Genomic DNA, 18699 nt, shown 5'->3' with positions numbered 1-18699 from the left:
ATGATGAAAATGACAGTAGACCAAAGATTTATGATGCCAGCAGATGTTGTAGAGCGAGTGGAAGTATTACGAAACAAACAAAGTAAGCGTGGCACATTATTACAATCAGTAAACAAATTTTTCGGTTTAGATACGAAAGAAGATTGTGTTTGGTTTTACGGTTTTTATGGAGTGGCTGTAAGTATTTTGTTGTTTATGGTGTTCACTTCAAATATTTTCGATTTTCTCTTCGCGTAAGAAATATGCGATAAGGACATTACTGCCGAATACATATATAAGGAAGTAAGGTAATCTTCTAGAGCGGGAGTTGGTAGTAATGGCGATGTTTCCTATAGAGCGTAACTATATTGGGTATGGAAGTTCACGACCGGGAATTCCTCTTTCTAAAGTAAGGTTTATTGTAAGTCATGATACGGGGAACCCTGGTAGCAATGCGATAGGGAATCGGGATTATTTTAATGAAATACAACCGAAAGCTTCGGCACATACATTTATAGATGATAAAACAATATTGGAAATTGTTCCTATAAATGAAGTTGCGTATCATGTTCGATATGGTGTGCCGACGGATAATGACTTATACGGCTATGACGCGAATAAGGCGGCCATTGGAGTGGAACTTTGTTATGGTGGTGATGTTAACTTTTGGGAAGCATATAATCGTTTTACATGGTATCATGCGTATTTATGCCAAAACTTTGGCTTAAATCCGAAAAAAGATATCGTGTCACATAAAACGCTTGATCCAGCTAGAAAGATTGATCCTGAGAATGTATTAGGGAAACAAGGTATTAAATTTCAGCAGTTTTTAGCAGATGTCTATCGGATGTACGTTTCGTTTAGATGACAAATATATGAAAAATGAATACAATAAAGATAGGTGCCTACTGCTGTAAGTAGGTTTTTTCTTGTTTTTATAAATAGCGTATTGGTAGAAGACTAGGAGTGAGCTGAGTATGCAGAAAGAAACAGCTATCATAATTGGAGGCGGTCCGTGCGGATTAGCAGCAGCAATTTCGTTGCAAAAGGTAGGGATAAATCCGTTAGTAATTGAAAAAGGAAACATTGTAAATGCGATTTATAATTATCCAACTCATCAAACATTTTTCTCTTCTAGTGAAAAATTAGAAATTGGTGATGTAGCTTTTATTACAGAAAATCGTAAGCCAGTCCGAAATCAAGCGCTTGCGTATTATCGTGAAGTAGTAAAGCGTAAATCTGTACGTGTAAATGCTTTTGAACGAGTGGAGAAAGTTCAAAAGGATGGAGAAGTGTTTCAGGTTGAGACGACAAAGCGTGACGGAAGTACAACAATATATATAGCGAAATATATTGTTGTAGCAACTGGATATTATGACAATCCAAATTATATGAACGTTCCAGGTGAGGAACTAAAGAAAGTAGCGCACTATTTTAAAGAGGGACATCCTTATTTTGATCGAGATGTAGTAGTTATAGGTGGGAAAAACTCGAGTGTAGATGCTGCGTTAGAACTTGTTAAAGCCGGTGCGCGTGTAACGGTTTTATATCGCGGAAGTGAGTATTCACCAAGCGTTAAGCCGTGGATTTTGCCGGAGTTTGAGGCGTTAGTACGAAGCGGCACGATTCAAATGCATTTCGGGGCTCACGTGAAAGAAATTACTGAACATACATTAACGTTTACAGTTGATGATGAGGCATATACAATTCAAAACGATTTTGTATTTGCGATGACTGGTTACCATCCTGATCATAGTTTCTTAACGAAGATGGGTGTTCGGATTGATGAAGAAACAGGACGTCCAATTTATACAGAGGATACGATGGAAACGAACGCTGAAAATATTTTCATTGCAGGTGTAATTGCTGCTGGAAATAATGCGAACGAAATATTTATTGAGAACGGTCGATTTCATGGAGATGCGCTTGCGCAAACCATTGCAACAAGAGAAGTATAAAAAGAAGCTGTCGAAGTTTATTTCGACAGCTTCTTTTTTAACTGTGCATAAACATATTTTGGATTGTTTCATGAGAATTTGTGTTCTCTAATGCAACTAATAATTTAATACGTGCTTTTTGAGCATTTAAACCGTATGTGAATACAATACCCATATCTTTTAATTGCTTGCCGCCACCTTCATATGAATATACATCTTGAACGATGCCATTGAAACAACGAGAAACTAATACGACAGGAATTCCTTTGTTTATTAATCGTTCTAGACTAGGAAGTGTTCTTGGAGGTAAATTACCTTGTCCAAGTGCTTCAATAACAATCCCGTCTACTGGAAGGGTTTCAATTGCTGCTAATAATGTATCGTCCATACCAGCGTATGCTTTTAGAACAACTACGTTTTTAGAAACTGTATTGACTGAATATGTTTCGTGATGTACTAAAGCGTGATGGAATACAACGCCTCGCTTTGTTACCATACCAATTGGTCCATACTGTGGACTCTGGAATGTTGCCACGTTACTTGTATGTGTTTTCGTTACATTTGTAGCGCAATGAATTTCGTCGTTTAATACGACTAGAACTCCTTTTTCAGCAGCTTCACTACAGCTAGCGACTTTTACAGCTGATAAGAAGTTATATAGACCATCAGCACCTAATTCATTACTAGAACGCATTGCGCCTGTTACAACGATTGGAATAGTTGCTTGCACTGTTAAATCTAAGAAATAGGCTGTTTCTTCTAATGTATCCGTACCATGCGTAATGACTACGCCATGAATGTTGTCTTGTTTTACTCTTTCATCAATGATGACTTGTAATTGTAACATTTCGCTCGGTGTCATATGAGGAGATGGTAGATGGAACACATCTTCAACGATTAAATCAACATCGCCTTCTAAATCAGGAATAAATTTTAAAAGAGGATTTTTTTCACCTGGTTGTACGACCCCAGTTTCTTTATCTTCCTCCATTGCAATTGTTCCACCTGTGTGTAAAACTAGGATTCTTTTCAATGCTTATACCCCTTTCAAGTTGAAAAATACATTTAGAACATAACATGTTTTGAGTAAATTCGACAATGGAAATGTATAAAAGTATGCCTTGAAAATGACAATAAAGTTAGCTGCTATATGTACGATGTATAAAATTGCGAAACGAAATGTGTAAATATAGGATAGGGGGGAGCAATTACGTTGAAAAAGATGGAGAGAATTTTTATTCGAATATTAGTAATACAATTCATTTGTCTTTGTATTGTGCAATTGTTATTTATACATAAGTCATCGGTGAAATATTTATCTAAAATTGTTTATTATGAAGGTGTCATGGTAAAAAACAAAGCAGAAATCTTACAGGTGAATAGGTAGTTTTCATTTTCTTCTATGAAGGATTATGCTACAATAATTGAGGATTTAATGACGTGAAGCAAATGAGAAGAAGCAGGCGAATACCTGCTTTTCATTTTGTTTTATAAGTGAAAAAATGAGGTGTTACAATGGATAAACGAATTTCAATTGCTATAGATGGTCCAGCAGCTGCTGGAAAAAGTACGGTTGCAAAAGTAGTGGCAAAGAAGCTTTCTTACGTTTATATTGATACAGGCGCAATGTATCGTGCGATTACATATGCAGCCCTTGAGCAAAAAGTGGATATTGAAAATGAAGAGCAGTTAATGGAAGTTGTAAAGAATGTGAAAATCGAGTTTCAGCAAGGAGAAAATACACAACTTGTATTTTTAAATGGACAAGATGTTTCTGAAGTAATTCGTACACCTGAGGTGACGAATCGAGTATCTATTGTAGCGAAACATCGCCTTGTTCGTGAAGAAATGGTACGTCGTCAACAAGAGTTAGCGGAAAAAGGCGGCGTTGTAATGGATGGTCGTGATATTGGTACACATGTGTTGCCAGATGCTGAAGTGAAGATCTTTATGCTTGCTTCTGTTGAAGAAAGAGCAGAAAGAAGACATTTAGAAAATATGAATAAAGGGTTCGATTCTAATTTAGAGCAGTTAAAAGAAGAAATTGCTCAGCGTGATAAATTAGATTCAGAACGCGAGGTTTCTCCTCTAAAGAAAGCTGATGATGCATTGGAATTAGATACAACTTCTTTATCAATTGAAGAAGTTGTCCAAAAAATTATGAGTATTGTTTCAGGAGTGTTTGCGAAATAAAGAAAGGGGATAACCTCTTTCTTTTTTGTTTATATAGAAATGTAAAGGATACGTGAATTGTGAGTCTCTTTCCTTGACAAATGATGGGATTTGTAAGAAGTTAGTAAAAGAGAGATGAAACTTTCAGAATATATTCGCTATTATATTTCAAAACATACTTTCTTCAAGATGATTTTGCTGTATACTATTTATATAGGTTTAATATATTTTCTAGTGAAATGTATGAAAACTGAGTATGTGATGATAAATTCTTAAACATGCAAATGAAAACACATGTTTTCATTTCGTATATACATAAAAAATGCTTTGTCAATTCTGTAGGGAGGTATTTCCATGGTAGAGAAAATGAATGAAGAAGTTATGGATTCAAAAGAATTACAAGTTGGTGACGTTGTTACAGGTTCTGTAACGAAAGTTGAAGAGAAACAAGTGCTTGTAAATGTTGGATACAAAACAGATGGCGTAATTCCAATTAGTGAATTAGCTAACGTTCATATTGAAAAAGCAAGCGATGTTGTAGAATTAGATCAAATACTAGAATTAAAAATTATTAAATTAGAAGAAGATGATCTTGTCTTATCTAAACGTGCTGTTGATGCAGAAAAAGCATGGGTAGAATTACAAGAGAAATTTACTTCAGGTCATGTATTTGATGTGACTGTAAAAGATATCGTGAATGGTGGATTAGTTGTGGACCTTGGTGTTCGTGGTTTTATCCCAGCTTCACTTGTAGAAGTACATTATGTAGAAGATTTTACTGACTATAAAGGCAAAACATTAGCCGTGAAAATTGTTGAATTAGACCGCGAAAAAAATCGTGTAATCCTTTCGCATAAAGCAGTAGTAGAATTAGAACTGGATTCTAAGAAAAAAGAAGCAATCTCTTCATTAAAAGAAGGAGACGTTGTTGAAGGAACAGTACAACGATTAACTGATTTTGGTGCTTTCGTAAATGTTGGTGGTGTGGACGGTTTAGTTCATATTTCACAAATTTCACACGAACGTGTAGAGCAACCTTCTGAAGTATTAGAGCAAGGGCAAAAGGTAAAAGTAAAGGTGTTATCTGTTGATGCTGATACACAACGTATTTCTTTATCAATTAAAGCAGCTCAACCAGGACCTTGGGAAAATGTTGCTGGCGAACTAAAAGCTGGAGATATTCGTGAGGGAGTAGTAAAGCGTCTTGTTACATTCGGTGCATTTGTTGAAGTTTTACCTGGCGTTGAAGGTCTTGTGCACGTATCTCAAATTGCAAATCGTCACGTGAAAAATCCAAGTGAAGTATTGGAAATGGGACAAGAAGTAAAAGTGAAAGTGCTTGAAGTCCATGTGGCAGAGAAACGTATTTCTTTAAGTATAAAAGAAGCGCTTGAGGAAAATAATGTAATTGAAGATTACAGTCAGTATGAACCAAATGCTGATTCTGCTACTTTCCAATTAAGTGATATTATTGGTGAACAACTGAAAAAATTAAAGAAATAAAGAGGGGTACAAGTGGTAAGGGCAAAACGTAAATTAGATCATATTGAATACGCTCTTTCTACTGGTCAGTCTCGTACGCATGGCTTTCATGATATTGATTTTGTGCATCAAGGTTTGCCAAATTCAAGTTATGACACAATAACATGTGAAACAAAAATCGGCGAACTTTCACTAAGTTCGCCGATTTTTATCAATGCGATGACTGGTGGTGGAGGAGAGAAAACGTTACATATTAATGAGCAATTAGCATATGTAGCGAAACATCATAAACTTGCTATGGCTGTAGGATCGCAAATGGCGGCGTTAAAAGATGAAAGTGAAGCTGCTTCTTATAAGATTATCAGAAAGGTAAATCCAAATGGTATTTTCTTTGCTAATTTAGGTAGTGAGGCAACTATCGAACAAGCAGAGCGTGCCGTTGATATGATTGAAGCGAATGCATTGCAAATTCATTTAAATGTCATACAAGAGTTAACGATGCCAGAAGGAGACCGTGACTTTACTGGTGTACTTCAGCGCATTGAGAAAATTGTTTTAAATAGTAAAGTTCCTGTCATTGTGAAAGAAGTTGGATTTGGGATGAGTAAGGAAACAATGCAACAGTTAGCGAGCATAGGTGTCACGGCAATTGATATTGGCGGACAAGGTGGTACGAATTTTGCTGCTGTTGAAAATGAAAGAAGACAACGAATGCTTTCTTATTTTAATAACTGGGGCATACAAACGGCAACCTCGATTATTGAAGCAACCTCTACAAATAATAACCTCTCTTTTATTGCATCTGGGGGCATACAAACAGCGCTTGACGTAGCGAAAGCAATCGCATTAGGGGCGAATACAACTGCGTTTGCTGGATACTTTTTACGTATTTTAATGCAAGATGGTATCGAGAAGTTAGTGGATGAAATTGCTCTTTTACATACAGATTTGAAATTTATTATGACAGCTCTTGGTGCGAAGACGATAGAAGAGTTACAGGCTGTACCTCTTGTTGTAAAGGGCGAAACATATCATTGGTTAACGCAGCGTGGTATCGATACTGCGCATTATAGTAGGAGATAAAAAAATCAACCGTTTGGTTGGTTTTTTTATTTTCTGTTCTTTTTGAGTAATATAAAGTGAGGAACGAATTAATATTCTATAAAAATAAAAAATGAAATTATTATTATGTATATAAACATTAGCTTGAGAAAATTGCGACTGAAATAGAGGCTGAAAAATGTAAATATTGTACTGATGAATGATTGGGAAGGGTTTAATTTTGTCAAAGAAAATAGGTGGAGGTAGAAAAATCCTAGAAAGACTTATATATGAAATGTTATTTCGATATAAATAAAAATGTGAAAGACGGTTTCGTACAATATCGAAACCGTCTTTTTGTGTTCATTAGTGCTGATTTTGTTTTCGGGCTTGCTCTGGTGTATCCAGTCCAGTTGCACCGGGATATTGTAATGATTGGTCACGGTCAGATTCGACGCGTCGTGATTCTCTTAGTTTTCGTTCTTGACGATCTTTACCCATAATGAATAGCACCTCCTTATTAAAAGTGTTGCTGTTATGTGAAAAAACTATGCGTGAAGAAAGTGGATTAACTTTCATAAAAAGTTCCCATAATGGAAAACATAGGAGGTGAAATGATGGAAGGGAGTACTTTTTATTTTGTAGCTTGGATAGGGTGGATTGTTGTAACTTTTTTTATGAAAAAGGACTCTATGCGGTGGAAGATAAGCGCTTGTATACTGATTTTTATTATTTGCTCTTCGTTACATGTAACGATTGCTTCATTCACGGTATCAGTAAATGCACTTTTGCTTTGTATTGTTGCTTTTATAGGAATCACACTATATTCGATTTGGAAAAAATTATATACCTTACTTTCGGCACTTATTATTGCAATGTTATATACAAGTTTTCATTTGTTAGAAGTATATGATCCGATTTGGATTGTGGTGGACAGGTTGTTTTTGTTAAGTAGTGCTCTTGTGTATGCATCAGTTTTATTACATGGGGATCGCATATTACGATTATGTTCTCTTTATATAGGAATGTTACAGGGAGAATTGTTTGTGACACTTATTTTTCGGAAACTACACTTTCCTTATGATTACGGGAGTTTAGCGTTTTTTGATATCGTCGCCGTTTCTACATTTTTCATGGCAATTTTGTTTTGGATTGCAAAAGCATCAGTATACATGGAACAGTTCAAGAGGAAAGCACGTAAAAGAAAGGCGAGGGTAATACATGACTGAATATACACCGGCCATTTTATGCGGAGTAATTGCGGGGACAGTAACGAGAGTGCTAATGCTCCGGACAGATACGCGTCAATATCCGACGAGGCTCCACGGGAAAATTATTCACGTTGCGATGGGGTTAATTGCAGCGGCTTTAGGAGCGATTGCGATTCCGTCAATTTTGAAAAAAGATTTTTCTGCTATTACATTTCTGACATTAGCAGCAACACAGTTTCGTGATGTGCGTAATATGGAAAGAAATACACTTCAACAATTAGATGGATATGAGCTCGTACCGCGTGGGAATACATATATTGAAGGGATTGCATTAGTTTTTGAAAGTCGCAACTATTTGGCGATGTTAACGTCGTTTGCAACGACGTTTGCGTATATAGGGTTCCGTTCATGGATTGCTGGAGTAATTATGGCTATCATCGCATTTATTATCGCGAAAAAATTAATGTCGGGCAGAAGGTTACATGATCTTGTTGATATCGAGCATGTTCCACTTCGTTTTGAAGGAGCGGGACTATATATTGATAATATTTACATTATGAATATTGGATTGCCAGCAAGGCAAGAAGAAATTATGAAATATGGAATGGGCTTTATTTTAAGGCCGAAATCAATTGATGCTATGGTGACAATCTCAAACTTAGGACAACGACAAGCTATTTTACATGATGTTTCTGTTGCTTTAGGGATTTATAGAGATTCTGGTACGCCAGCGCTTGTGCCGTTAGCAAAGCGTGATTTAGAAGATGGTAGGGTGGGGATTTTTGTCTTGCCACAAGATCAAGATGCAGAGAAAGCGATAGGTGTCATAGGGAACGTACCGACGTTAGAAAGTGCTGTTCATATGTCATCGGAAGCCCCGAAAGGAAGGGGAGATAAAAGATGATGTTAGAAAGTGTAATACTCGCGGTTATTACCACAGCGCCGGAGAAATTTGCTGGTGGTGCCCCCTTGTTTACTTGTGAATCGACAGATGAATTAGAATTTGTTGCAAATAATTTAGAGGCAATTTTGGATGGTATTGCGCATCGCTTACAAGAGAATGTATATATTATTGTGAAACATTAGTAACGTGTGGTATAATGTGAGGTGTTTTGATACGCTGAGAAATATTCTGGAATGCAAATCCCTTCTTGCACAAAGAAGGGTTTTTTACATAATAAACAGAAGCAAGTTGAAAGGATGAAAGTATATGCCGAAACCAGTAATAGCAATAGTAGGCCGCCCGAACGTAGGAAAATCTACTATTTTCAATAGAATTGTTGGAGAAAGAGTTTCAATCGTAGAAGATATACCAGGTATAACGCGAGACCGTATTTATAGTGCGGGAGAATGGTTAAATCATGAGTTTAACATTATTGATACAGGTGGAATTGATATTGGTGACGAGCCGTTCTTGACACAAATTCGTCAACAAGCGGAAGTAGCGATTGATGAAGCAGATGTTATCATTTTTATGACGAATGGTCGCGATGGTGTAACTGCAGCAGATGAAGAAGTTGCTAAAATTTTATATCGTTCTAAAAAACCAATTGTACTTGCGGTAAATAAGGTTGATAATCCAGAAATGCGTAGTGATATTTATGATTTTTATGCATTAGGATTTGGCGAGCCATTCCCGATTTCAGGTACACACGGTTTAGGACTTGGTGATTTGTTAGATGAAGCTGCAAATCATTTTCCAAAAATTGAAGAAGAAGCTTATGACGATGAAACAATCCGTTTCTCTTTAATTGGACGTCCGAATGTAGGGAAATCATCACTTGTAAATGCACTTCTTGGTCAAGAACGTGTAATTGTAAGTAATATAGCGGGAACGACACGTGATGCTGTTGATACACCATATAGTAAAGATGGTCAAGATTATGTAATCATCGATACAGCTGGTATGCGTAAAAAAGGGAAAGTATACGAAAGTACAGAAAAGTATAGTGTGCTTCGTGCACTAAGAGCGATTGAACGTTCTGACGTTGTTTTAGTCGTTTTAGACGGAGAAGAAGGAATTATTGAACAGGATAAAAAAATCGCTGGATATGCTCATGATTCAGGACGTGCTGTTATTATCGTCGTAAACAAATGGGATGCAGTGAAAAAAGATGAAAAAACAATGAAAGCATTTGAAGAAAACATCCGTGCTCATTTCCAATTTTTAGAGTACGCACCGATTGTATTCTTATCTGCGAAAACGAAAAAACGTACACAAACATTATTACCAGTTATTAATGAAGTAAATGAAAGCCATAGTATTCGTATTCAAACGAACGTATTAAATGATGTAATTATGGATGCGGTAGCGATGAATCCAACGCCAACTCATAATGGTAGCCGTTTGAAAATCTTCTATGCGACACAGGTTGCGGTAAAACCACCAACATTTGTTATATTTGTAAACGATACAGAGTTAATGCACTTCTCATATGAGCGCTTCTTAAAGAATCGCTTACGTGAAGCGTTCGGTTTTGTAGGAACGCCAATTCACATTATCGCTAGAGCAAGAGACTAATGGAGAGGATGTGATTTTATGACAAAAATCACAGTAGTAGGAGCAGGTAGCTGGGGAACAGCGTTAGCGATGGTATTGGCTGACAATGGACATGATGTACGAATTTGGGGAAATCGCTCTGAACTCATGGATGAGATTAATACGAAACATGAGAATAGTCGATACCTTCCAGGAATTACATTGCCAAGCACAATCGTAGCCTACTCTTCTTTAGAAGAAGCATTAGTAGATGTAAATGTAGTACTTCTTGTAGTACCAACGAAAGCGTATAGAGAAGTATTGCAAGATATGAAGAAATATGTAGCGGGTCCGATTACTTGGGTTCATGCAAGTAAAGGAATTGAACCTGGTACGTCAAAACGTATTTCGGAAGTGATTGAGGAAGAAATTCCAGAGAACTTGATTAAAGACGTTGTTGTACTGTCTGGACCGAGTCATGCTGAAGAAGTCGGTTTACGTCAAGAGACGACGGTTACGTCTGCAGCAAAGCGTATGGAAGCGGCTGAGGAAGTACAAGACCTGTTTATGAATAGTTACTTCCGTGTATACACAAATCCAGATATCGTTGGAGTTGAACTTGGTGGTGCGTTAAAAAATATCATCGCATTAGCTGCTGGGATAACTGATGGACTTGGATTAGGTGATAATGCGAAAGCAGCATTAATGACACGTGGTTTAACGGAGATTGCTCGTTTAGGAAGAAAAATGGGCGGAAATCCATTAACGTTTGCTGGTCTAACTGGTATGGGAGACTTAATTGTAACTTGTACAAGTGTTCATAGCCGAAATTGGCGCGCTGGAAATATGCTTGGAAAAGGACACTCTTTAGAAGAAGTGTTAGAAAGTATGGGTATGGTTGTAGAAGGTGTCAGAACAACGAAAGCTGCTCACGAATTAGCAGAGAAAATGGAAGTTGAAATGCCGATTACAGCTGCTTTATATGACGTGCTATTCAATGGGAATAATGTGAAAGATGCAGTAGGCTCATTAATGGGACGTGTTCGAAAACATGAAGTGGAAGCTATACCTGACTTACTTTAAAGAAAAGCGACAGAAGTACATTTGTACTTCTGTCGCTTTTTATTTTTATGGGTCTTTTCACCATTTTTTTAATTTTGCATAGGATGAAGAGTAACTTGAGGAGAGGGTGAAAAGAATGGATAATAACATTTTTAATAACATTGAAAAAGAAGCGAAAGTGAATAAAGAAGATATTTTTAAATTAGCATCATCTGTACAAAATGCGAATTTACGTGATGAGACTGTGCTTCGTCAATTGATTCATCAAGTGGCTCTTATGGCAGGACGTGAAGTGCCGAAAGAACAAGAGGATCAAATTGTAAAAGCGATCATTAACAATAATATGCCCGCTGACTTTGGCTCGTTAAGTAAAATGTTTAAAAAATAAAATATAAGAAACAAAGAGTTTGTAGATTGCATATGATAGCCATGAAAGTATGGGAATAGAGCTGTTTTGGGCATATTTGGTCAACCGAAGCGAGAGATACACTCGCTTCGGTTTTATTTTTATCTAGATTAGAGGAAGATGCGAAAAAATATGTGGATTAAAGTTACATATTCGTAATTTGTAATAAAATGTTTTTTTTTTATTTGTTTAAAGATTTTAATTTGTTAAAATAGTATAAAAATAGATTAATAAAAAGGGGTGTGTATATGTCAGAAGGGCTTTTAAAAATGTGGTTTGCTTTAGGAGCAATTGGATTTATGTTTTTTGCAGTAAGTTTTATTTTACTAAGTAGATACAAAATAAAGAATAAATTTTTGAAAGGGATTACAGCGTTAGTAGCGTACACCCTTATGGTTGTGTCAGGAATTGTTATTTTTCTTGTTGTATTTAGTGGACCAGTACAGCAGTAAAGGGAATGGTCTCGAAAATGCTACATACGGAGCAAGTTATATTAGTATGAAAAGGTGATTGCTAGTGAAAAAAGTCCATATTATTTTAATATTTTGTTGTATGAGCCTTTTAACAGGTTGTCTGTATCCGAAAGAAAATATGAGACAAAATGCTGTTCCTTATGATGATCAGCTACAGGTTGTCCAAAAAGCTGTAGAGACATTTAAGGAGAAAAATGATGGGATATTGCCAATTAAGACGCGGGATATGAGTACGCCTATTTACCAAAAGTATCCAATTGATTTTCAAAAGATTGCGCCGCGTTACATACAAGAAGCGCCGGGAAATGCGTATGAAAGCGGGGGAGTGTACCAATACGTATTAATAGATGTTGAAACAAACCCGACAGTAAAGTTAATTGATGTTAGGATGGCTGAACAAATCCAGGAATTATCATTAAAGCTTAGGATGTATCGGGATGAACATCAATATCCACCTTTTAAAAAGGTAATTTCAGATGGTGTGTATGAATTAGATTTCAAAAAACTAGGATATAAAGATGTGCCACAAGTGACAAGTCCGTATTCCGGTAAAGGGCTTCCTTTTGTAATCAATGAAAAGGGAGAAATTTATGTTGATTATCGAATCGACTTATATGAAGCGTTGAAAAAAAATGAAGGTCAAATTAAGGAGGGGGAAGATATTCGGAATATACTTTCGAACGATTCTCCATTTGTACCTGCGTATTCTTTACCGTATACGGTAAAGAATGGAGAACCAATTTTTTTAAAATCATAAGTCATGAACCTTTCTTTTAGTGAATAAGTTCTAGAAGAAAGGTTTTTTATGTTACACAACTTGCGATGCAAACAAAGGTATTTTTTAATAGTCATATGAAATTGGACAAAATTATATGATATATTGTCCGAACTTCTAGAATACCATTATATTATATCAGATATTATAGGCAACGTTAGAGAAGGTATTAGTTGACTATAAACGTGGAATTATTCCCAAAAATATTGAGGGAGGGAATCACTTGGAAAAGGTAGATATTTTTAAAGATATTGCGGAACGCACAGGCGGTGATATTTATTTTGGAGTTGTAGGAGCTGTTCGAACAGGGAAATCAACATTCATTAAAAAATTTATGGAACTTGTAGTTATTCCTAATATTGAGAATGAGTCTGACCGTCAAAGGGCGCAGGATGAACTGCCTCAAAGTGCTGCTGGTCGTACAATCATGACGACGGAACCGAAGTTTGTTCCAAACCAAGCGGTTTCTATCGAAGTAGATGAAGGTCTTGAAGTGAATATTCGATTGGTAGATTGCGTTGGATATACGGTTCCAGGAGCAAAAGGCTATGAAGATGAGAATGGCCCACGCATGATTAATACTCCTTGGTATGAAGAACCTATTCCATTCCATGAAGCTGCAGAAATCGGAACACGTAAAGTAATTCAAGAACATTCCACAATTGGTGTTGTAATTACAACAGATGGAACGATTGGTGAAATTCCAAGAAGAGATTATATAGAGGCAGAAGAACGCGTAGTAAATGAGTTAAAAGAAGTCGGAAAACCTTTCATTATGATCATCAACACTGTACAGCCGTATCATCCAGATACAGAGCAATTGCGCCAAAGTTTATCTGAAGAATATGATATCCCAGTTATTGCGATGAGTGTAGAAAGTTTAAGGGAAACAGATGTATACAATGTACTTCGAGAAGCATTATTTGAGTTCCCTGTTTTAGAAGTGAATGTTAACCTTCCGAGCTGGGTGATGGTGTTAAATGAAGGGCATTGGTTGCGCCAAAGTTATCAAGAAGCGGTTCAAGAGACTGTGAAGGATATAAAACGTCTTCGTGATGTGGACCGTGTCGTTTGGCAGTTTAGTCAGTATGAATTTATTGATCGAGCGAGCTTAGCTGGTATTGATATGGGGCAAGGCGTAGCAGAGATTGATTTATATGCACCAGATGAATTATATGATCAAATTTTAAAAGAAGTAGTAGGGGTAGAAATTCGAGGGAAAGATCATTTATTAAAGCTTATGCTCGATTTATCTCATGCAAAAATAGAATACGATCAAGTGGCGGATGCCCTGCGTATGGTAAAGCAAACAGGATATGGTGTAGCAGCGCCTGCGTTAGCTGACATGAGCTTAGATGAGCCAGAAATTATTCGTCACGGTTCAAGGTTTGGTGTGAAATTAAAAGCTGTAGCTCCGTCTATTCATATGATTAAAGTAGATGTGGAGTCAACGTTTGAGCCAATCATTGGTACTGAAAAGCAAAGTGAAGAACTAGTTCGTTACTTAATGCAGGATTTTGAAGATGACCCATTATCAATTTGGAATTCTGATATATTCGGGCGTTCACTTAGCTCTATTGTTCGAGAAGGCATTCAAGCAAAACTATCTTTAATGCCAGAAAATGCGAGATATAAATTAAAAGAAACGCTAGAGAGAATTATTAATGAAGGATCTGGCGGATTAATTGCGATTATATTATAAGAAAAAATCCCTCTCATCGTAGAGGGATTTTTTTGATTTTTGCGTATGAAATAGAAAAATAAACAGTCATTATCTAATATATTGTTGTAAATTGTCAAGTTTCATCAGATTTTCACATTTTAAGAGTAACAATTTCCTTAAAAATATTGAATTATAAAGGAGAATCGTATAATATAGGCGTTGATAATGATTTATCTACATCTTTGTAGTATAGAATTTGTAAAAATTGCCTACAAATGAAAGTAAGACTCATTTTATGATCATTATACAGTCTTATCTTTGGGAGGAGGTGAATGGCATGAACAAGACAGATTTAATCAATGCTGTTGCAGAAGCAAGTTCCCTTTCTAAAAAGGACGCAACAAAAGCAGTAGACGCTGTTTTTGATTCTATCTTAGAAGCTTTAAAACAAGGTGATAAAGTACAACTGATCGGATTCGGTAACTTCGAAGTTCGTGAGCGTGCGGCTCGTAAAGGTCGTAACCCACAAACAGGTGAGGAGATTGAAATCGCTGCAAGTAAAGTACCTGCATTCAAACCTGGTAAAGCGTTAAAAGATGCGGTTAAATAATCCTTACATATTAACAGGGAAGAAGAGTTTCCTTTTTGGGAACTCTTCTTTTTGCTTTTAAAAACATAAATATGCTAGAATGTGTTCGTATCACTTTTAGGTTTTCGGGAGGGCTAGCGGATGGCAAAAGTTAATTTAGAACAAATTGAACATGCAGTACGCCTTATTTTAGAGGCAATCGGAGATGACCCAAATCGTGAGGGAGTACTTGATACACCAAAGCGTGTTGCAAAAATGTACGCAGAAGTGTTCTCGGGTATGCATGAAGATCCGAAAGAACATTTGCATAAAGTGTTCGGAGAAGATCACGAGGAGCTTGTACTAGTAAAAGATATACCGTTTTATTCGATGTGTGAGCATCATTTAGTTCCATTCTATGGAGTTGCTCACGTTGCATATATTCCGCAAGGCGGAAAAGTGACAGGGTTAAGTAAATTAGCTCGTACTGTGGATACAATTGCACGTCGTCCACAACTGCAAGAACGTATTACATCAACAGTAGCGAACTCTATTATGGAAGTACTAGAGCCGCATGGTGTAATGGTAGTAGTAGAAGCGGAACATATGTGCATGACGATGCGTGGTGTGAAAAAGCCAGGCGCGAAAACAGTAACAACAGCAGTACGTGGTGTGCTAGAAAATGATGCAGCAGCACGTAGTGAAATTTTATCTTTTATTAAATCGAAGTAAAGAAAAGTAGGAAACTGCTTTTCTTTTTTTTTTATGTAAATAAATGATATAGTTTTAGCAAGGAAGAGTGAGAATAGAAAGACTACTAAAAAGAATGGAAGATGTTATTTCGTTCGGTGGAAGTTTGGAAAGAGTAGCCAAGTTTTGGTTATAGAAAATAGTATGTATGTGTTATAATAAGTTTTATGAATTAGAAAACAAGGGTGATTTTTGTGTGTGACATCTACGGAGGGTATGCGGGTATAAGAGAGAAATTGATGGAGAAATTACGCCATCCTTATTTTATAAACTATATTGAAGAACCATTTATTGATGAAGAAAAAATAGCATTGTTATATGGTGCTTTAAAAGGTGCAAATTTACATATAGAACAAATTGAGCATTATGTAGTAACGATTATGCTTGTGCAAATTGCGCTTGATACACATGAAAGAGTATCAAATAAAGCAGGGGAAGAAGCAAATGAATCGCATAAACGTCGTCAGCTAACAGTACTTGCTGGTGATTACTATAGCGGGTTATATTATTACTTATTGTCTATGAATCGTGATATTGTTTTAATCCGTGCGCTTGCTGAAGGAATTAAAGAAATTAATGAACACAAAATAATGTTATATCAAAAAGCGCATGAAACGATGGATGACATAATGGAAAGTGTAGTAACGATTGAGTCTGCACTCTTGCAAAAAACATGTGATCATTTTCATTTATCGCATTGGAAGCCGTTTATAACGTATGTACTAGGAAAAAACCGTCTTCAAAAAGAATGTGAACTGCATGCTGATAAACGACATTCACCTGTTTTTCAAGCAGTTCAAGGGATTGCGAAGGATAAAGCGGAGGCAGAAACAGTTATACATGGATGGATGATGGAACTCAGAAAGAAAGAAAATCAGTTTTTAGAAAACCACACAGATATAAGCGAAATAAACTCTGTGCTAAGAGATAAATCGAAGACATAAGCTATTTTACATTGGAAGAAGGTACGAGCATGCAACAATCAAAAGAAGAAAGAGTACATGATGTATTTGAGAAAATCTCTGATAAATACGATGTGATGAATTCTGTAATTAGTTTTCAAAGACATAAAGCATGGCGTAAAGAGACGATGCGCATTATGGATGTAAAACCAGGTAACAAGGCTCTTGATGTATGCTGCGGGACAGCGGACTGGACAATTGCGCTAGCTGGAGCGGTAGGTGAACAGGGCAAGGTTGTTGGTTTAGACTTCAGTGAAAATATGTTATCTGTCGGTAAGCAAAAGGTAGAGGCGTTACAATTAAAACAAGTAGAACTTCTACACGGGAATGCAATGGAACTTCCATTTGAAGATAACACATTTGATTATGTAACGATTGGATTTGGTTTACGTAACGTACCAGATTATATGCACGTATTAAAAGAAATGACGCGTGTAGTAAAGCCAGGTGGAAAAGTAATTTGTTTAGAAACATCTCAACCAACAATGATTGGTTTTCGACAAGGATATATTTTATACTTTAAATATATCATGCCGTTATTTGGAAAGTTATTTGCGAAAAGTTATAAAGAATATTCATGGCTGCAAGAATCTGCTAGCTCATTCCCAGGTATGAAAGAACTGGCTAATATGTTTGAAGAAGCTGGACTTGAACGTGTACAAGTGAAGCCGTTTACTTTTGGAGTAGCAGCGATGCATTTAGGTATGAAACCAGAATCAAAATAGAAAAAAGAAGTTTTAGGTTAAGGTGAACAATATGAAGTTACAACTTATGTACTCTTTTTTACGATCGGATATTAATGTGATAGAAAAAGAATTAAAAAAGACAGTTGCTTCTGAACAACCATTAGTAGAAGAGGCAGCATTACAACTTATTGAAGCTGGTGGGAAGCGAATTCGTCCTGTATTTGTATTGCTTGCGGGAAAATTTGGAGATTATAAGTTAGATGCAATTAAGCATGTAGCTGTTGCGTTAGAACTTATTCATATGGCTTCTCTTGTTCACGATGATGTTATTGATGCTGCATTTTTACGACGTGGTAGTGCGACTGTGAATGCGAAATGGGGAGATCGTATTGCAATGTATACAGGGGACTATCTATTTGCTAAGTCTCTTGAATGTATAACAAATATCGAAATTCCAGAGGCGCATCAGGCGCTATCGCATACCATTTTAGAAGTATGTAAAGGTGAAATTGAACAAATTAAAGATAAATACAATTATGACCAAAATTTACGAACGTATTTAAGAAGAATAAAGCGAAAAACAGCATTATTAATTGCTGCGAGTTGTCAACTAGGAGCAATTGCTGCTGGCGCTAATCGTGATACGGTAAATCGACTATTTTGGTATGGGTATTTTGTAGGCATGTCGTATCAAATTATTGATGATATTTTAGACTTCGTTTCCACAGAAGAGAAGCTTGGAAAACCTGCTGGCGGAGATTTACTACAAGGGAATATTACGCTTCCTGCCCTATATGCTATGGAAGATCCCGTACTTCGTAAGAAAATCATATCTGTACATGAAAATACAACAGCGGACGAAATGAAAGAAATTATTGAGGATATAAAAAATAGTGACGCTATTGATCAAGCATTTGCGTTTAGTGAACGTTATTTACATAAAGCATTAGAAATCATAAAACCACTTCCGCGTGGACAAGCGAAGTATGCATTACAAAATGTAGCAAAGTATATTGGGAAACGAAAATTTTAGTGTTTTTTCTAAAAAATAAA

Annotated in this window: 23 protein-coding genes; 21 read left to right on the top strand and 2 right to left on the bottom strand. The window is 36.4% G+C overall.

Translation table 11 applies throughout. The features are described 5' to 3' along the window. The 3 genes from KVT31_RS08730 to KVT31_RS08720 all read left to right on the top strand — a co-directional run bounded on the left by KVT31_RS08730 (position 1) and on the right by KVT31_RS08720 (position 1937). A complete protein-coding gene (locus KVT31_RS08730; RefSeq protein ID WP_001983018.1) occupies positions 1-237 on the top strand; it encodes a DUF3961 domain-containing protein in 237 nt (78 codons plus the stop codon). A gap of 79 nt (positions 238-316) precedes the next feature. Next, on the top strand, positions 317-847 hold the full coding sequence (locus KVT31_RS08725; protein ID WP_088095765.1) for a peptidoglycan recognition protein family protein: 531 nt from the start codon (positions 317-319) through the stop codon (positions 845-847). A gap of 109 nt (positions 848-956) precedes the next feature. Beyond that, positions 957-1937 (top strand): YpdA family putative bacillithiol disulfide reductase, encoded by a 981-nt coding sequence (locus tag KVT31_RS08720; protein WP_088095766.1) that lies wholly within the window; start codon positions 957-959, stop codon positions 1935-1937. Between the two features lie 37 nt (positions 1938-1974). Here the strand turns inward: KVT31_RS08720 and ansA are convergent, their stop codons facing one another. Then, positions 1975-2949: an asparaginase gene (ansA, locus tag KVT31_RS08715; protein WP_088095767.1), complete on the bottom strand. Its 975-nt coding sequence runs from the start codon at positions 2947-2949 to the stop codon at positions 1975-1977. 180 nt (positions 2950-3129) lie between these two features. On the opposite strand from ansA, the gene KVT31_RS08710 reads away from it, so the two are divergent. The 4 genes from KVT31_RS08710 (at position 3130) to KVT31_RS08695 (ending at position 6653) form a co-directional block, all read left to right on the top strand. Next, positions 3130-3303, top strand: a complete 174-nt coding sequence (locus tag KVT31_RS08710; RefSeq protein ID WP_088095768.1) for a YpfB family protein — start codon at positions 3130-3132, stop codon at positions 3301-3303. Between the two features lie 128 nt (positions 3304-3431). Continuing rightward, positions 3432-4109 carry a (d)CMP kinase gene (cmk, locus tag KVT31_RS08705; protein ID WP_044790500.1) on the top strand — a complete coding sequence of 226 codons (678 nt, stop codon included), beginning with the start codon at positions 3432-3434 and terminating at the stop codon, positions 4107-4109. 333 nt (positions 4110-4442) lie between these two features. Further along, a complete protein-coding gene (rpsA, locus tag KVT31_RS08700; protein WP_088095769.1) occupies positions 4443-5591 on the top strand; it encodes a 30S ribosomal protein S1 in 1149 nt (382 codons plus the stop codon). A gap of 12 nt (positions 5592-5603) precedes the next feature. Next, entirely contained in the window at positions 5604-6653 is a 1050-nt protein-coding gene (locus KVT31_RS08695) for a type 2 isopentenyl-diphosphate Delta-isomerase (RefSeq protein ID WP_088095770.1), read from the top strand. A 324-nt stretch (positions 6654-6977) separates the two neighbouring features. On the opposite strand, the gene KVT31_RS08690 is transcribed toward KVT31_RS08695, so the two are convergent. After that, complete coding sequence (locus KVT31_RS08690; protein ID WP_000513900.1) at positions 6978-7112, bottom strand: YpzI family protein; 135 nt, start codon at positions 7110-7112, stop codon at positions 6978-6980. Positions 7113-7228: 116 nt separating this feature from the next. Here KVT31_RS08690 and KVT31_RS08685 point away from each other — a divergent pair, with 116 nt between their 5' ends. The 14 genes from KVT31_RS08685 to hepT all read left to right on the top strand — a co-directional run bounded on the left by KVT31_RS08685 (position 7229) and on the right by hepT (position 18679). Then, the gene (locus tag KVT31_RS08685; protein WP_088095772.1) at positions 7229-7840 is read left to right on the top strand and encodes a YphA family membrane protein; all 612 of its coding nucleotides are present in this window, start codon (positions 7229-7231) and stop codon (positions 7838-7840) included. Further along, the gene (locus tag KVT31_RS08680) at positions 7833-8726 is read left to right on the top strand and encodes a YIEGIA family protein (protein ID WP_088095773.1); all 894 of its coding nucleotides are present in this window, start codon (positions 7833-7835) and stop codon (positions 8724-8726) included. The genes KVT31_RS08685 and KVT31_RS08680 overlap by 8 nt, the downstream gene beginning before the upstream one ends. Then, the gene (locus KVT31_RS08675) at positions 8723-8908 is read left to right on the top strand and encodes a capping complex subunit for YIEGIA (RefSeq protein WP_088095774.1); all 186 of its coding nucleotides are present in this window, start codon (positions 8723-8725) and stop codon (positions 8906-8908) included. Before KVT31_RS08680 ends, KVT31_RS08675 begins: the two co-directional genes overlap by 4 nt. Positions 8909-9032: 124 nt before the next feature. Next, positions 9033-10343 (top strand): ribosome biogenesis GTPase Der, encoded by a 1311-nt coding sequence (der, locus tag KVT31_RS08670; protein ID WP_001125888.1) that lies wholly within the window; start codon positions 9033-9035, stop codon positions 10341-10343. 18 nt (positions 10344-10361) lie between these two features. Continuing rightward, on the top strand, positions 10362-11384 hold the full coding sequence (locus KVT31_RS08665) for an NAD(P)H-dependent glycerol-3-phosphate dehydrogenase (protein ID WP_000161774.1): 1023 nt from the start codon (positions 10362-10364) through the stop codon (positions 11382-11384). Between the two features lie 115 nt (positions 11385-11499). After that, positions 11500-11751 carry a stage VI sporulation protein F gene (locus tag KVT31_RS08660; RefSeq protein ID WP_000369753.1) on the top strand — a complete coding sequence of 84 codons (252 nt, stop codon included), beginning with the start codon at positions 11500-11502 and terminating at the stop codon, positions 11749-11751. Between the two features lie 266 nt (positions 11752-12017). Beyond that, a complete protein-coding gene (locus tag KVT31_RS08655; protein WP_088095775.1) occupies positions 12018-12221 on the top strand; it encodes a DUF2768 domain-containing protein in 204 nt (67 codons plus the stop codon). A gap of 64 nt (positions 12222-12285) precedes the next feature. Continuing rightward, the gene (locus tag KVT31_RS08650) at positions 12286-12999 is read left to right on the top strand and encodes a hypothetical protein (protein WP_098343582.1); all 714 of its coding nucleotides are present in this window, start codon (positions 12286-12288) and stop codon (positions 12997-12999) included. Positions 13000-13240: 241 nt separating this feature from the next. Beyond that, the gene (spoIVA, locus tag KVT31_RS08645) at positions 13241-14719 is read left to right on the top strand and encodes a stage IV sporulation protein A (RefSeq protein ID WP_000416519.1); all 1479 of its coding nucleotides are present in this window, start codon (positions 13241-13243) and stop codon (positions 14717-14719) included. Between the two features lie 298 nt (positions 14720-15017). Continuing rightward, positions 15018-15290 carry an HU family DNA-binding protein gene (locus KVT31_RS08640; RefSeq protein WP_001043860.1) on the top strand — a complete coding sequence of 91 codons (273 nt, stop codon included), beginning with the start codon at positions 15018-15020 and terminating at the stop codon, positions 15288-15290. Between the two features lie 120 nt (positions 15291-15410). Further along, entirely contained in the window at positions 15411-15980 is a 570-nt protein-coding gene (gene folE, locus KVT31_RS08635; protein ID WP_088095776.1) for a GTP cyclohydrolase I FolE, read from the top strand. A 212-nt stretch (positions 15981-16192) separates the two neighbouring features. Next, on the top strand, positions 16193-16942 hold the full coding sequence (locus tag KVT31_RS08630) for a heptaprenyl diphosphate synthase component 1 (RefSeq protein WP_140392405.1): 750 nt from the start codon (positions 16193-16195) through the stop codon (positions 16940-16942). A 29-nt stretch (positions 16943-16971) separates the two neighbouring features. Beyond that, positions 16972-17685 (top strand): 2-heptaprenyl-1,4-naphthoquinone methyltransferase, encoded by a 714-nt coding sequence (menG, locus tag KVT31_RS08625; RefSeq protein ID WP_088095778.1) that lies wholly within the window; start codon positions 16972-16974, stop codon positions 17683-17685. Between the two features lie 31 nt (positions 17686-17716). Beyond that, complete coding sequence (hepT, locus tag KVT31_RS08620; protein ID WP_088095779.1) at positions 17717-18679, top strand: heptaprenyl diphosphate synthase component II; 963 nt, start codon at positions 17717-17719, stop codon at positions 18677-18679. The last annotated feature ends 20 nt before the right edge of the window (positions 18680-18699 follow it).

Source organism: Bacillus sp. GbtcB14, assembly GCF_019091205.1.
Lineage (GTDB): Bacteria > Bacillota > Bacilli > Bacillales > Bacillaceae_G > Bacillus_A > Bacillus_A cereus_AG.
This window is presented reverse-complemented; position numbering and strand designations above follow the sequence as displayed.

What these genes read in the sequence shown, in the direction of transcription:
- menG (WP_088095778.1), top strand. Translation starts at nt 16,972, where the DNA reads ATGCAACAATCAAAAGAAGAAAGAGTACATGATGTATTTGAGAAAATC.
- cmk (WP_044790500.1), top strand. Translation starts at nt 3,432, where the DNA reads ATGGATAAACGAATTTCAATTGCTATAGATGGTCCAGCAGCTGCTGGA.
- KVT31_RS08720 (WP_088095766.1), top strand. Translation starts at nt 957, where the DNA reads ATGCAGAAAGAAACAGCTATCATAATTGGAGGCGGTCCGTGCGGATTA.
- KVT31_RS08655 (WP_088095775.1), top strand. Translation starts at nt 12,018, where the DNA reads ATGTCAGAAGGGCTTTTAAAAATGTGGTTTGCTTTAGGAGCAATTGGA.
- KVT31_RS08665 (WP_000161774.1), top strand. Translation starts at nt 10,362, where the DNA reads ATGACAAAAATCACAGTAGTAGGAGCAGGTAGCTGGGGAACAGCGTTA.
- KVT31_RS08725 (WP_088095765.1), top strand. Translation starts at nt 317, where the DNA reads ATGGCGATGTTTCCTATAGAGCGTAACTATATTGGGTATGGAAGTTCA.
- KVT31_RS08730 (WP_001983018.1), top strand. Translation starts at nt 1, where the DNA reads ATGATGAAAATGACAGTAGACCAAAGATTTATGATGCCAGCAGATGTT.
- KVT31_RS08680 (WP_088095773.1), top strand. Translation starts at nt 7,833, where the DNA reads ATGACTGAATATACACCGGCCATTTTATGCGGAGTAATTGCGGGGACA.
- der (WP_001125888.1), top strand. Translation starts at nt 9,033, where the DNA reads ATGCCGAAACCAGTAATAGCAATAGTAGGCCGCCCGAACGTAGGAAAA.
- hepT (WP_088095779.1), top strand. Translation starts at nt 17,717, where the DNA reads ATGAAGTTACAACTTATGTACTCTTTTTTACGATCGGATATTAATGTG.
- rpsA (WP_088095769.1), top strand. Translation starts at nt 4,443, where the DNA reads ATGGTAGAGAAAATGAATGAAGAAGTTATGGATTCAAAAGAATTACAA.
- folE (WP_088095776.1), top strand. Translation starts at nt 15,411, where the DNA reads ATGGCAAAAGTTAATTTAGAACAAATTGAACATGCAGTACGCCTTATT.
- KVT31_RS08640 (WP_001043860.1), top strand. Translation starts at nt 15,018, where the DNA reads ATGAACAAGACAGATTTAATCAATGCTGTTGCAGAAGCAAGTTCCCTT.
- KVT31_RS08690 (WP_000513900.1), bottom strand. Translation starts at nt 7,112, where the DNA reads ATGGGTAAAGATCGTCAAGAACGAAAACTAAGAGAATCACGACGCGTC.
- KVT31_RS08685 (WP_088095772.1), top strand. Translation starts at nt 7,229, where the DNA reads ATGGAAGGGAGTACTTTTTATTTTGTAGCTTGGATAGGGTGGATTGTT.
- KVT31_RS08675 (WP_088095774.1), top strand. Translation starts at nt 8,723, where the DNA reads ATGATGTTAGAAAGTGTAATACTCGCGGTTATTACCACAGCGCCGGAG.
- KVT31_RS08660 (WP_000369753.1), top strand. Translation starts at nt 11,500, where the DNA reads ATGGATAATAACATTTTTAATAACATTGAAAAAGAAGCGAAAGTGAAT.